We start from the raw sequence: 11,958 nt of genomic DNA, 5'->3' as shown, positions 1-11,958 counted from the left end.
GACTGCGACTCGCGAACGAGCCTATCCGGCGCGCTCACGGAGCCTGCGGGGCGTCGAGCAGCCGCACCCGAACGTCGGCCGGATACCCGGTGTCGTGCGAGGTACGGCGGGCGAACTCGGCGATCCCGGCCAGGTGGCGCGCGCCCAGCGAGTAGTCGAGCGCCTCGGTGTAGTAGCGCTCCAGCGTGGCCGCGTCGAACGCCTCCCACCGGGCCACGTGCTCGCAGACCTTGTCCACCTCGCGCATGCACAGGTCGCGCGACTCCAGGAAGGCCCGGTGCACCTCGCGCACCTCGGCGGGATGCGCGGCCAGGAAGTCGCGGCGTGCGGCCCACACCGCGAATACGAACGGCAGTCCGGTCCACTGCTTCCACTCCTCGGCCAGGTCGTAGACCTTCAGGCCCAGGCGCGGCGCGTCGTAGAGCGTCGCACGCAACGCGACGTCGCCGATCACCACGGCGGCGTCCGCCTCCTGCATCATCAGGCCCAGGTCGGGCGCCGAGGTGAAGAACTTCGGCCGTACGCCGTACTTCTCCTCGAGCAGCAGCCGGGCCAGCCGGACCCCGGTGCGGCTCTGCGAGCCCAGCGCGACCCGGGAACCGTCCAGTTCCTCGATCGGCACCTGGCTGATCAGCATGACCGACATCACGGGCCCGTCGGCGGCCACCGCGATGTCCGGGAGCACCACGAGGTCGTCCGCGTGCCGCAGGTATTCGACGACGCTGATCGGCGCGATGTCGAGGTCGCCGCGCACCAGGGCGTCGTTGAGGTTGTCCGGAGTGTCCTTGGTGAGCTCCAGATCCACCAGCGTGCCCGTGCGGGCCAGGCCCCAGTAGATGGGCAGGCAGTTCAGGTACTGGATATGGCCCACCCGGGGTCGCCGGCGGCCGGCTTGCGGTGCGTTGTCCACACTGTCCATCCCCGCAGGCTATGCCCGGCTCCGCGGATCACCGGTATCGACCCGGCCGGTATCCGCGGTGTCACCGAACAGGCACAAGACGGGACATGAGGCAGTGGCAGCGGGAAGCGGGTGAGACCCTTCCGGGACCGGGCCGAACCGCACGGCGGTCCGCCGACTACGACGGAGGAAGCGCGATGCACTCGTCCCCGGGCTCGTATCCGGGCCAGGGTGGCGGCTACCCGCCCCCGCCCCCGCCCTACGCGGCCACACCGGCGCCACCGCCATACGACCCGGGTGGTGGGTACCGCCCCGGCGGTCCGGGCGCGCCCGGCGGCGGCCACGGCGCGCCGCCGCGACCACAACCCGCCCGACCCGCGTTCGGCGCGCTGCGCGGCACCGTCGCCGGGATCAGCCTGGTGCTGGCCGTGCTGTTGTCGATCCCGGCCCTGTCGGCGCTGTGGTTGCGCTGGGAGGTGGTATCCGACCAGGGGTTCACGGACAACGCGGTCGAGCTGATCGACGAGTCGGCGATCCGCGGCGAGGTCGCGCGGCTGATGACCGACGAGGTGATCCGGCAACTGCCGCCCGGAGTCCGCAATCAGGTGCCGCGCCAGGTGGTGCAGACGGCGGTGACCGAGGAGATCGCGAAGCCGACGTTCAAGGCGGTCTGGAAGGACGGCGTCTCCACGGCGCACGACGTGGTGTTGTCCTCGCTGCTCGGCCGGGACAGCAAGAACGTGCAGACCAACGGCGACGAGGTCGTGGTCAACCTGAAGAGCCCGGTCGACGCGATCGTGGGCCAGTTGAACAAGGCCGGGATCCCGGTCTCCAAGGCGGGCCTGCCCACCAGCATCCCGATCGACCTCGCGCAACTGCCGCACGCTTCCGACGCCAAGCAGAGTCGGGACGCGCTTCAGGCGGTGGACGACGCGGGTCGGTGGTTGCCGATCCTGACCCTCGTACTGCTGGTGCTCGGCTTGGCGGTCGCGGTCAACCGGTTCCGCGCGCTGGTGATGACCGGCGTCGGGCTGTTCGTCACCAGCGGCCTGCTGTTGATCCTGGTCAACGCCGCGAGCGGTCCGGTCGCCGACGAGCTGGCCGCCCGCAACACGCTGAACCGGGACGGCATCGAGGCCGTCTACGGCGTGTTCACCGACTCGCTGGACACGATGTCCTGGTCGGTGTTCGCGGCCTCGATCGTGATGATCGTGGTGGGCGCCGTCGGGCTGGGCATGCGCGGTCGGCGGCGCTGACCGCGCCGAGGCGGCGAGGGCGGACCCGGGACGAACCCCGGCCCGCCCTCGCGGCGTTCCCGGCTCAGGCCAGGTTGCGCGTGGAGCCCTCGTCGTCGTCCTGTTCGATGTGGATGTCGTCCACGGAGATGTCCACCTCGACCACCTCCAAGCCGGTCATCCGCTCGATCGACTCGATCACGTGGTCGCGCACCGCCGCGGCGACCTCGGCGATCGGCGCGCCGTATTCGACGACCAGGCTCAGGTCGATCGCGCACTGCTTCTCGCCGACCTCGACGCTGACCCCGCGCGCGACGTCGGGACGGCCGCCCGGGACCGCCTTGCGCATCGCGGCGAAGGCCCGGGAGACCCCGCTGCCCAGGGCGTACACCCCCGGAATCTCGCGCGCCGCGAGCCCGGCGACCTTGGCCACCACGCCGTCCGCGATCGAGGTACGACCGCGGTCGGTGGCCAGCGCGGTCACCTCCGTCATATGCGAGGCGCCGGAGGCTCCGGTCGACGGGCGCTCGACGCGCTCCGGGCTCGTGCTGCTCTTGGTCGCCGGGCGGGCGGGTACGTCTGCCATGACTGGAACCTCGTCTTTCGCCGCGTTCGTGAGAGGTGGGGGCTCCCCTCACACAGGTGTGACCCCTTCCCGGTCGGTTCCTCACGCAATCCGGGCGAATTAATCCGATCGGCCGTTCGTCGTTCCTGTCGAGCGACAGGAACATGTTTCATTTCACTCCCGGCCAACCGTTCAGGAGGCTTGCTCCCGCATCGGGAACCGCCTGTGATGGGACCCCTGCATCCCGGCCAAGGAGGAAACACTGTGGAGCGGTTCCAGGATCGGCGCATCATCGTCACCGGCGGCGGCTCGGGCATCGGCCAGGCCACGGTGCTGCGGCTGCTGAGCGAGGCGGGTTCCGTACACGCGGTCGACGTCAACGCCGACGGGCTGGACAAGACCCGTGCGATGGCGGCGGAGAAGGGCCTCGACGCCCGGCTGACCACCGGCGTGCTGGACGTGTCGGACGAGGCCGCGGTCGGCACCGGCGTGGCCGAGACCGTCGAGCGGTTCGGCGGCCTGGACGTGCTGGTCAACGCCGCGGGCATCCTGCGGGCGGGGCACACCCACACCTTCCCGCTCGACAAGTGGAACCAGATCATCACCATCAACCTGACCGGCACGTTCCTGATGACCCGCGCCGCGCTGCCCGCGCTGCTTGAGACCGGCAACGGTGTGGTGATCAACTTCAGCTCGACCTCGGCGAGCTTCGCGCACCCGTACATGGCGGCCTACGCGGCCAGCAAGGGCGCGATCGACGCGTTCACCCACGCGATCGCCCTGGAGTACAGCCGCCAGGGGCTGCGCGCGGTCAACGTCGCGCCCGGCAGCATCTCCAGCGGCATCGTCGACGACACCCCGAACCAGGTTCCGGAGGACGCCGACTGGGAGCTGTTCGGCAAGCTGATGCCGATCATCGGCGACGGCATGGCCCACCCGGACGTGATCGCCGGCATGATCGCCGCGCTCGCCTCCGACGACGGCAAGTTCGTCACCGGCACGTCGCTGCGCATCGACGGCGGCACCCACGCCTGAGCGGGACCTCGGTCCCGGGTGCCGCACGGGTCGCGTCGACCCGCGCGGCACCCGGGGCCGGCCCGAAAACGCCAGAGGGCGCCGTTCCGGGACCGGTTGCCCCGTACAGCGCCCACCGCGATGGTGCGAAGTTTCAGCCGGCGTTGATGCAGACGTTGCCGAACGCCGGGTTCACCAGGCCGATGACGTTGATGCTGTTGCCGCACAGGTTGACCGGGATGTGCACCGGGACCTGGATGTTGTTGCCCGAGGCGACACCCGGGGAGTTGACGGCGGCACCGTCCGCCTCGGAGCTGGCGCTGGCCCCACCGATGCCCGCGGCGAGGATGCCACCGGCGGCGACGGTGATGAAGGCCGCCTTCTTGACCGTGTTCATTCTTCCTCCATGTCACAGTGCCGCACGAACGGATGCGGCACGTGGGACAACGAAGCCCACAACGATCGGCAACGCCCCACCGTCCGGTTTGCCGCCGATTCACCCCTACGGGGACGCCCGCTTACGCCGTACGCCGGTGCCGGGCGCCGGCGCACCACCCATCCCGAGGGGCGCACGCGCGGCAATCGGCGCACCACGCGGTCGAGCGGCAACGGACTGCGCCCCGCGAAGCCGGGGCTTTGCGGGGCGCGGGGACGGAGGGCTCGGTGCGCGGGTGGGGGCACGTGGGAATCGGAGGTCGGGCCCGGACGGAACAGGGTGTCCCGGGACGCGTCAGGCGTCCTCGTCGTCCTCGTCGTCGTCCTCGGGCAGGTACTCGGCGCCCTCGGACTGCCAGCCGGCCTCGCTCAGTTCGGTGCCGGCGATCTCCTCGACCAGGCTGAACGGGTCGATCAGGTACGAGACGGACTCGGCCAGGTCGCTCTCGATCGCGGCCATGGCGTCGGCCCGGTCGCCGGACGAGAGTTCTTCGTCGGCCTTGACGCTGTCCAACGCGGCGGCGCGCAGCGCGTCCGCGTCGGTGACCTCGAGCACGATTTCGAGGTTGAGCCGGATGTAGCGGGTCGTGGACTCGGAGGAAGTCGGGTTTTCCATGGGCGCGAGCCTACGGGCCCACGACCGACCCCCGGCGCGCTGACGCGCCGCGCACCACCGGGCCGCCGCGTCGGGGCGACGCGCCCCGTGCGCTCAGCGGTGGCCGTACGTCACGGCGGTGACCATCAGCGCCCCGAAGACCACGGAGAATCCGAGGATGTAGATCGCGATCCGGATCCACATCCCGGTCGCCCGGCTCTTCTCGCTCTCCATCACGGCGAACTCCTCATATGTGGGCGGGAAGGCACGGCGAGAACGCGACCAGCGCGGGCGCCGCGTGGACCATCAGGAACTCGACGGGCAGGTACGCGTCGGCCGATTCCATGCGGTGCGCGAGGCCCGAGTCGAAGTGCGCCACGTCGCCGGGCGCGAGCAGGTGGGTCGCCCCGTCCAGGGTCAGCCGGAGTTGCCCGCTCAGGACGTACAGCCACTCCTCGCCCGGATGCACCCGGCCGGGCCCGTCCGCCCGCCCCGCCGGCACCCGGACCCGCAGTGCCTGCATGCCGCGTCGCGGGCTGCCCACGCGCCAGTAGGTCCAGCCGTGCGCCTCGACCGGCTCGGCCGCACGGGCGCGGACCACGGGCTCGGTCGCCGCGGCGTCCTCGCCGAGGAGTTCGGAGACGGTGGTGTTGTACACCCGGGCCAGGGTGAGCAGCGCGGGCAACGAGGGTTGCCGGCGCTCGTGTTCGAGCCGGGAGAGGTAGGCGACGGAGAGCCTGGTCAGCCGGGCGGCCTCGTCGAGCTTGAAGCCGTTCGCCAGCCGGGCCGCGCGCAGTCGATCACCGAGCCCGGTCGGCACCACCTCGGCGGCTTCCGGGTCGGCGGGTTCCGGGTCGGGATCGCCGGTGTCGTAACTTGGAGGAGCGACCATGCTTCGAGACTAGGCAGGCATGTACCGGAGAGGCAATTAACTTGCCTCAGAGGCAAATGAGCAGGTCCGCAGGCCACCCTTCCGGCCGCCCCTCGCACACCACTCCCCCGGCACGCCACCCCGGCCTACGCGCACCGTTCCGTCGAGAGCGCCCTCGCCGGCAGCTCCGCCTCCACCAGCACCACGCCGTCCTCGTAGCCGCACCTGCCGACCAGCCCGGCCCGCTCGAACAGGGCGAGCATCCGCCGGTTCCACGGCAGTACGTGCGCCCGCAGCCCGGTCGCCCCGCGCGCCGCCGCGTGCTCCGCCAGCGCGCGCAGCAGCGCCGTGCCGAGACCGTGCCGCTGCCACCCGTCCTCGACCAGGAGCGCCACCTCTCCCACCCGCTCCCCCTCGGGGTGGAACAGCGTGGCCAGCGCGCCGATCGCCCCGTCGGGGCCGACCGCCACCAGGCTCAGCCCGTCGGCCGGCGCGAGCAGCTTTGCCAGGGCGCTGTCCGGCAATCGCGGCGTCGAGGTGAAGTAGCGCAATCGCCGGGTCTCCGGCGAGCACCGCTCGTGCATCGCGCGGACCTCGGCGGCGTCCTCGATCCGGGCCGTGCGCACCCGTACCCGCGCGGGCCACTCGCCCACGCCGACCCCGCCCACCATGGTGAGCCTGGCCCGACCCCGAATCGCCGCAGTCGTCGTCTCCATCACCGCACCGCCTTTCGCCACCGGGACGGTCCTCGTGATCCGTCCCGTCCACCCCCACGGTGTCGAGACGGTGTTACGCGTCGACTACGTGAACGTGTCCTCGGTGAACCGATCCGATGACGTCGTGCCCCGGTGGCGAAACGCGGGCGACTCAGCCCGCCAGGTGGCCGAGCAGGTCCTGCCGGGTGACCACACCCTGCGGCTTGCCGTGCACCAGCACCAGCGCCGCGTCGGCCTGCTCGAGGACCCGCGCGAGCCGCGCGATCGGCTCGCCGGAGCCGATCACCGGCATCGACGCCGACATGAACTTCTCCAACGGGTCGCCCGCCGACGCCCGACCGGCCACCAGCGCGTCCAGCAGGTCGCGCTCGGCGATCGAGCCGACCACCTCGGCGGCCATCACGTCGGGGTGCCCGGCGCCGGGCTTGACCACCGGCATCTGGCTGACCCCGAACTCGCGCAGGATCGCGATCGAGTCGCCGACCGTTTCCTCCGGGTGCACATGCACGAGCGCCGGCAGGTCGCCCTGCTTGCGGGCGAGGATGTCGGCCACGGTGGCCTCGCCCTGGTCCGCGTCCAGGAAGCCGTAGTCGGCCATCCACTCGTCGTTGAAGATCTTGCTCAGGTAGCCGCGCCCGGAGTCCGGCAGCAGCACCACGACCACGTCGTCGGGACCCAGCCGCTCGGCCGCGCGCAGCGCCGCGACCACGGCCATCCCGCACGAGCCGCCGACGAGCAGGCCCTCCTCGCGGGCGAGCCGACGGGTCATCAGGAACGAGTCCCGGTCGGACACCGCGATGATCTCGTCGGGCACCGCGCTGTCGTACGCGGTCGGCCAGAAGTCCTCACCCACACCCTCGACCAGGTACGGCCGGCCGCTGCCGCCGGAGTACACCGAGCCCTCGGGGTCGGCGCCGACCACCCGCACGCCGCCGTTGGAGACCTCCTTGAGGAACCGTCCCGTCCCGGAGATGGTGCCGCCGGTGCCGACGCCCGCCACGAAGCAGGTGATCCGGCCGTCGGTCTGCTCCCACAGTTCGGGGCCGGTGGAGAGGTAGTGCGACTGCGGGTTCTCCGGGTTGGAGTACTGGTCGGGCTTCCACGCGCCGGGCGTCTCGCGCACCAGTCGGTCCGAGACGTTGTAGTACGAGTCGGGGTGCTCGGGGTCGACGGCGGTCGGGCAGACCACCACCTCGGCCCCGTACGCCCGCATCACGTTGATCTTGTCCATGCTGACCTTGTCCGGGCAGACGAACACACACTTGTATCCGCGCCGCTGCGCGACCATGGCGAGCCCGACGCCGGTGTTGCCGGAGGTGGGCTCGACGATCACACCGCCGGGACGCAGCGCGCCCGACTGCTCGGCCGCGTCGATCATCCGCACGGCGATGCGGTCCTTCACCGAGCCGCCGGGGTTGAAGTATTCGACCTTCGCCAACACCGTTGCCGACAACCCCGAGGTGACGGAGTTGAGCTTGACGAGGGGGGTGTCCCCGATCAGGTCGAGCATGGATTCGTGGTACCGCACGGAACCTCCGCCATGAGTGCGCATCAGCCGGGGCCGGATGGCCCGAAATCCTCACATTGCGCGAACTTCTCCCAGCCTAGTGGCCCCTTTCGATCTCCAGGGCGGATGGCCGGGCCGACCGGCGCGAACACGTGTTCCCGTTCCGCGACCCACGGCCGCGCGGGGCCGGTCCAACGCGCCCGCGCCGGCGCGCCGCCCGGTACCCGCCGACGAACCTGACGGTCGGTTAGGGTCGGCGTGGAGTCCGTGACGGGGAGGAGACCGAGGCCTTGGACACGACGGCAGGCCGCGGAGCACGGCGATGATGCGCACCCGGATGGCCCGTCGGGTCGCCGCCGCCGCGGCGTTCGGCGGCGGCGGCGTGGGCGTGCTGACCGGGGCGATGTTCGCGGTGTTGTACACCGAGGCGAAGATGGCCCGCCGCACCGTGGGCGAGCCCGACGGCGAACCGCCGACCGCGGACGGTGTGTACGGCGAGTACGGCGACCAGCCCGACGAGCCGATCGTGTTCGCCATGATCGGCGACTCCACCGCCGCCGGCCTCGGCGTCGAGGACCCCATGCAGACCCCCGGCGCGCTGCTCGCCTCCGGCCTGGCCGCGGTCGCCGAACAGCCGGTGCGACTGGTCAACGTCGCGCTGTCCGGCGCCCAGTCCTCGGACCTGGAGCGCCAGGTCACGCTCGCCCTGCGGCACGAGCTCGACGTGGCGATGATCATGATCGGCGCCAACGACGTCACCCACCGAATGCGCCCCGCCGAGTCGGTGCGCCACCTCGAACAGGCCACCCGCCGGCTGATCGCCTCCGGCGTCGAGGTGGTCGTGGCCACCTGCCCCGACCTGGGCACGATCGAGCCGATCGCGCAGCCGCTGCGCTACCTGGCCCGGCAGTGGAGCCGCAATCTGGCCGCCGCCCAGACCATCGCGGTGGTCGAGGCGGGCGGGCGTACCGTCTCGCTCGGCGCGCTGCTCGGGCCGGAGTTCCTGGCCCGCCCCAAGGCGATGTTCGGCCCGGATCGTTTCCACCCCTCGGTCGAGGGCTACGCCACCGCCGCGATGGCCTCGCTGCCGTCATTGTGCGCCGCGCTCGACCTGTGGCCGCTGGACGAGGTGCGCCCGGACAGCTTCCGCGGCGAGGGCGTGCTGCCCATCGCGCAGGCCGCGATCGAGGCGGCGGCCGAGGGCGGCACCGAGGTGGCCGGCACCGACGTGGGTGGTCGCGAACGCGGCCCGCGCGGTCGCTGGGCGCTGCTTCGGCACCGTCGGCGGCAGCAGATCCCGACGCCCGCCACGGTGGACCCAGAGGGCCCCGCCGAGGCCGCCGAGGGGCCCGGGGCGGACGGCGGGAGGTCCGGGGCGGACCGCGGATCGGGTCCATCGGACCCGGGGTCGAATCCATCGAACCCATTCGAGGACGTCCGGGGTAATGTGGCGAAGGAAATCTGACTGGCCGTCAGTTCGGGCGTGGGGCAGGTCGCACGATCCACCCCTCCCGCTTTCGGCTACCAGGCAGTAACTTCAAGCGTCAGTTGCGCATCCGTACCGACGAGAGTCCTCGCGGGGTCCTCGTACCGACGGCCGCGAAGACCACATAGGAGTCCCGATGCCCGAAGCAGTCATCGTCGCCACCGCCCGTTCCCCGATCGGCCGCGCCTTCAAGGGTTCGCTGAAGGACCTGCGGGCGGACGACCTGACCGCCCTGATGGTCCGCGCCGCCCTGGACAAGGTCCCGGCGCTCGACCCGAAGGACATCGACGACCTGATGCTGGGCTGCGGCCTGCCGGGCGGCGAGCAGGGCTTCAACATGGGCCGCAACGTCTCGGTCCTGCTCGGCTACGACCACCTGCCCGGAACCACGATCACCCGCTACTGCTCCTCCTCGCTGCAGACCACCCGGATGGCGATGCACGCGATCCGCGCGGGCGAGGGCGACGCGTACATCTCCGCCGGCGTCGAGATGGTCACCAGCACCCGGGGCAAGGGCAGCAGCGACTCGATCCCGGACACCAAGAACCCGCTCTTCGCCGACGCCGCGGCCCGTACCGTCACGGCCGTCGAAGAGGGCTCGACCTGGACCGACCCGCGCGAGGCCGGCCTGCTCCCCGACGTCTACATCGGGATGGGCTTCACCGCGGAGAACCTGGCCCAGCACAAGGGCATCTCGCGCGCCGAGCAGGACGAGTTCGCGGTGCGTTCGCAAAACCGCACCGAGAAGGCGATCGCCGACGGCTTCTGGGCCGAGGACATCACCCCGGTGACCCTGGCCGACGGCACCGTGGTGAGCAAGGACGACGGACCGCGCGCGGGCACCACGCTCGAAGGCGTCTCCGGCCTCAAGCCGGTCTTCCGCCCGGACGGCACGATCACCGCCGGCAACGCGTGTCCGCTCAACGACGGCGCCGCCGCGGTGATCGTGATGTCCGACACCAAGGCCCGCGAGCTGGGCCTGACCCCGCTCGCCCGGATCGTCTCCACCGCCGTGTCCGGCCTGTCGCCCGAGATCATGGGCTACGGCCCGGTCGAGGCCTCGCGGATCGCGATGGCCCGCGCCGGCCTGACCTCCGCCGACATCGACCTGGTCGAGATCAACGAGGCGTTCGCCGCACAGGTCATCCCGTCCTATCGGGACCTCGGCTTCGACCTGGACAAGGTGAACGTCAACGGCGGCGCGATCGCGATCGGCCACCCGTTCGGCATGACCGGCGCGCGGATCACCAGCACGCTGATCAACTCGCTGCGCTGGCACGACAAGCAGTGGGGCCTGGAGACGATGTGCGTCGGCGGCGGCATGGGCATGGCCATGGTGCTGGAGCGCATGAGCTGACCCGTACGCACCACGTCGGTCGCACCGACGAGTCGCGCGGCCGGTCCGGGACACCCCGGGCGGGCCGCGCGGGGTGACCCGGACGCCGCGCCCGCGTGGGTCCGAGGTCCCATCCCATCGGGACGTCGCGCCCTGGCGGCAAGGCGGCGACGGCGCGACCCTGGAGGGGAAGGGTTCTCCGGGTCGGCCGAGGGTTGCGGATCATGCCGAACGTGTACATCGTCCCCGTCCTGCTCACCGCGGCGTGCGCCGCCGCGGTGACCACGGTCGTGCGACGGATGGCTCGACGCCGCCGGGCCCGGGCCGGCGCCGAGGTCTGGGACCAGGCGTTCGTCGACCACCTCTTCCGCGACCGCGAGCCGGAGCGGCCGGCGCTGACCGTGCCGAGGCACGGACGCGACGACCTCCCGGACGACCGACCCGAGTCGGACGAGGACGGCGCCCGCCGCCCGCACCCCTCGGAGAACCTGACCCCGCTGCTGCCCACCCACCTGACCGCCGGCTACCTCACCGGCCTGGTCGCCGGCGGCACCCCGGTCACGCGCGTGCGCAACGGATCGCCCGCCGGCGCGGGCGGCCTGGACGTACTCGACTTCGCCGACGGCAGCTCGCTGGTGGTGATGCCCGGCGACCCGGAGGCCACCACGCTGATCGAGATCGCGCTGTCCCTGGGCCGCCCGGTCCGACTGCTCGGCACCTCGGAGATCGGCGGCGGCTGGACGCTGACCTTCGGCCTGGACGAGGACACCACCTACGCCCTCGCGGACCGCCTGTACGTCCGCCCCCCGGCATAGCCGGCCCCGCGCCCGGGTCGTCAGATCGCCGCGGCCAGCTCCCGAACCATCTCCCGGGCCCGGCGCACCACATCGCCCGCCGTCGCCGGCTCGCCGTCGTCCAGGCCCAGCGGGTGCTCCTCGGCCAACGGCTCCAGCGCCGCGGCCAGGTCCCCCGAGGTCACCGCGATCTGATCGCCGACCACGAACACCCCCAGATCCGGCACCTCGCGCCGGGGTTCGCCCTCCACCGCGGCGGCCAGATCGGCCAGGCACTGGGCCAGCGCGAGCGCCGCGCCCGCCCGGCTCGGCGCGCCCTCCTGACGGGCGGTCAGCGGGGCCTTGAGCCGGGCCTCGGACAGGTGGCGGAGCCGGTCGGCGACCGCGCCGGACTCCTTGACGAACGGGCCCAGATCGACCGTGAGGGAAACGGACGGTTTCCCGACCGGCGGGATGGGGATGCGGGACGACATAACCGGAGCGTACCCAGCGCGCGCACCGCGCGT

Annotated in this window: 14 protein-coding genes; 5 read left to right on the top strand and 9 right to left on the bottom strand. The window is 72.0% G+C overall.

Features of this window, described 5'->3' with window-relative positions; all coding sequences use genetic code 11:
- Window positions 1–34: 34 nt before the first annotated feature.
- A complete protein-coding gene (locus ACMXN5_RS19120) occupies window positions 35–919 on the bottom strand; it encodes a menaquinone biosynthetic enzyme MqnA/MqnD family protein (RefSeq protein ID WP_395787135.1) in 885 nt (294 codons plus the stop codon).
- Between the two features lie 176 nt (window positions 920–1,095).
- Between ACMXN5_RS19120 and ACMXN5_RS19115 the strand changes: the two genes are divergently transcribed.
- Window positions 1,096–2,154, top strand: coding sequence for a hypothetical protein (locus tag ACMXN5_RS19115; RefSeq protein WP_439676279.1), 1,059 nt, complete (start codon window positions 1,096–1,098; stop codon window positions 2,152–2,154).
- Between the two features lie 64 nt (window positions 2,155–2,218).
- On the opposite strand, the gene ACMXN5_RS19110 is transcribed toward ACMXN5_RS19115, so the two are convergent.
- Entirely contained in the window at window positions 2,219–2,719 is a 501-nt protein-coding gene (locus ACMXN5_RS19110) for an Asp23/Gls24 family envelope stress response protein (protein WP_439676278.1), read from the bottom strand.
- 243 nt (window positions 2,720–2,962) lie between these two features.
- Between ACMXN5_RS19110 and ACMXN5_RS19105 the strand changes: the two genes are divergently transcribed.
- The gene (locus tag ACMXN5_RS19105) at window positions 2,963–3,733 is read left to right on the top strand and encodes an SDR family NAD(P)-dependent oxidoreductase (RefSeq protein ID WP_078975844.1); all 771 of its coding nucleotides are present in this window, start codon (window positions 2,963–2,965) and stop codon (window positions 3,731–3,733) included.
- 133 nt (window positions 3,734–3,866) lie between these two features.
- Here the strand turns inward: ACMXN5_RS19105 and ACMXN5_RS19100 are convergent, their stop codons facing one another.
- The 6 genes from ACMXN5_RS19100 to ACMXN5_RS19075 all read right to left on the bottom strand — a co-directional run bounded on the left by ACMXN5_RS19100 (window position 3,867) and on the right by ACMXN5_RS19075 (window position 7,857).
- A complete protein-coding gene (locus tag ACMXN5_RS19100; protein WP_395787130.1) occupies window positions 3,867–4,109 on the bottom strand; it encodes a chaplin in 243 nt (80 codons plus the stop codon).
- A 333-nt stretch (window positions 4,110–4,442) separates the two neighbouring features.
- Window positions 4,443–4,763, bottom strand: coding sequence for a hypothetical protein (locus tag ACMXN5_RS19095; RefSeq protein ID WP_078975846.1), 321 nt, complete (start codon window positions 4,761–4,763; stop codon window positions 4,443–4,445).
- A 93-nt stretch (window positions 4,764–4,856) separates the two neighbouring features.
- The gene (locus tag ACMXN5_RS19090) at window positions 4,857–4,979 is read right to left on the bottom strand and encodes a hypothetical protein (protein WP_380014181.1); all 123 of its coding nucleotides are present in this window, start codon (window positions 4,977–4,979) and stop codon (window positions 4,857–4,859) included.
- A gap of 10 nt (window positions 4,980–4,989) precedes the next feature.
- A complete protein-coding gene (locus ACMXN5_RS19085) occupies window positions 4,990–5,634 on the bottom strand; it encodes a helix-turn-helix domain-containing protein (protein WP_439676277.1) in 645 nt (214 codons plus the stop codon).
- Window positions 5,635–5,759: 125 nt separating this feature from the next.
- Window positions 5,760–6,329 carry a GNAT family N-acetyltransferase gene (locus tag ACMXN5_RS19080; RefSeq protein ID WP_439676276.1) on the bottom strand — a complete coding sequence of 190 codons (570 nt, stop codon included), beginning with the start codon at window positions 6,327–6,329 and terminating at the stop codon, window positions 5,760–5,762.
- 151 nt (window positions 6,330–6,480) lie between these two features.
- The gene (locus ACMXN5_RS19075) at window positions 6,481–7,857 is read right to left on the bottom strand and encodes a cystathionine beta-synthase (protein WP_395787125.1); all 1,377 of its coding nucleotides are present in this window, start codon (window positions 7,855–7,857) and stop codon (window positions 6,481–6,483) included.
- Window positions 7,858–8,158: 301 nt separating this feature from the next.
- Between ACMXN5_RS19075 and ACMXN5_RS19070 the strand changes: the two genes are divergently transcribed.
- The 3 genes from ACMXN5_RS19070 (at window position 8,159) to ACMXN5_RS19060 (ending at window position 11,473) form a co-directional block, all read left to right on the top strand.
- Window positions 8,159–9,301 carry an SGNH/GDSL hydrolase family protein gene (locus ACMXN5_RS19070; RefSeq protein WP_439676275.1) on the top strand — a complete coding sequence of 381 codons (1,143 nt, stop codon included), beginning with the start codon at window positions 8,159–8,161 and terminating at the stop codon, window positions 9,299–9,301.
- Between the two features lie 157 nt (window positions 9,302–9,458).
- Entirely contained in the window at window positions 9,459–10,679 is a 1,221-nt protein-coding gene (locus ACMXN5_RS19065) for an acetyl-CoA C-acetyltransferase (RefSeq protein ID WP_439676274.1), read from the top strand.
- Window positions 10,680–10,882: 203 nt separating this feature from the next.
- On the top strand, window positions 10,883–11,473 hold the full coding sequence (locus ACMXN5_RS19060; protein WP_439676273.1) for a hypothetical protein: 591 nt from the start codon (window positions 10,883–10,885) through the stop codon (window positions 11,471–11,473).
- 20 nt (window positions 11,474–11,493) lie between these two features.
- On the opposite strand, the gene ACMXN5_RS19055 is transcribed toward ACMXN5_RS19060, so the two are convergent.
- Window positions 11,494–11,925 (bottom strand): hypothetical protein, encoded by a 432-nt coding sequence (locus ACMXN5_RS19055; RefSeq protein WP_439676272.1) that lies wholly within the window; start codon window positions 11,923–11,925, stop codon window positions 11,494–11,496.
- Between the last annotated feature and the right edge of the window lie 33 nt (window positions 11,926–11,958).

The organism is Embleya australiensis, from assembly GCF_051903075.1.
Classification (GTDB): domain Bacteria; phylum Actinomycetota; class Actinomycetes; order Streptomycetales; family Streptomycetaceae; genus Embleya.
Note: the sequence above shows the minus strand (reverse complement) of the source record. Positions and strands in the feature narration are given on the sequence as shown.

Coding starts and splice junctions, on each gene's coding strand:
- ACMXN5_RS19060 (WP_439676273.1), top strand. CDS start 10,883: ATGCCGAACGTGTACATCGTCCCCGTCCTGCTCACCGCGGCGTGCGCC.
- ACMXN5_RS19070 (WP_439676275.1), top strand. CDS start 8,159: ATGATGCGCACCCGGATGGCCCGTCGGGTCGCCGCCGCCGCGGCGTTC.
- ACMXN5_RS19065 (WP_439676274.1), top strand. CDS start 9,459: ATGCCCGAAGCAGTCATCGTCGCCACCGCCCGTTCCCCGATCGGCCGC.
- ACMXN5_RS19115 (WP_439676279.1), top strand. CDS start 1,096: ATGCACTCGTCCCCGGGCTCGTATCCGGGCCAGGGTGGCGGCTACCCG.
- ACMXN5_RS19120 (WP_395787135.1), bottom strand. CDS start 919: ATGGACAGTGTGGACAACGCACCGCAAGCCGGCCGCCGGCGACCCCGG.
- ACMXN5_RS19095 (WP_078975846.1), bottom strand. CDS start 4,763: ATGGAAAACCCGACTTCCTCCGAGTCCACGACCCGCTACATCCGGCTC.
- ACMXN5_RS19100 (WP_395787130.1), bottom strand. CDS start 4,109: ATGAACACGGTCAAGAAGGCGGCCTTCATCACCGTCGCCGCCGGTGGC.
- ACMXN5_RS19080 (WP_439676276.1), bottom strand. CDS start 6,329: ATGGAGACGACGACTGCGGCGATTCGGGGTCGGGCCAGGCTCACCATG.
- ACMXN5_RS19110 (WP_439676278.1), bottom strand. CDS start 2,719: ATGGCAGACGTACCCGCCCGCCCGGCGACCAAGAGCAGCACGAGCCCG.
- ACMXN5_RS19085 (WP_439676277.1), bottom strand. CDS start 5,634: ATGGTCGCTCCTCCAAGTTACGACACCGGCGATCCCGACCCGGAACCC.
- ACMXN5_RS19055 (WP_439676272.1), bottom strand. CDS start 11,925: ATGTCGTCCCGCATCCCCATCCCGCCGGTCGGGAAACCGTCCGTTTCC.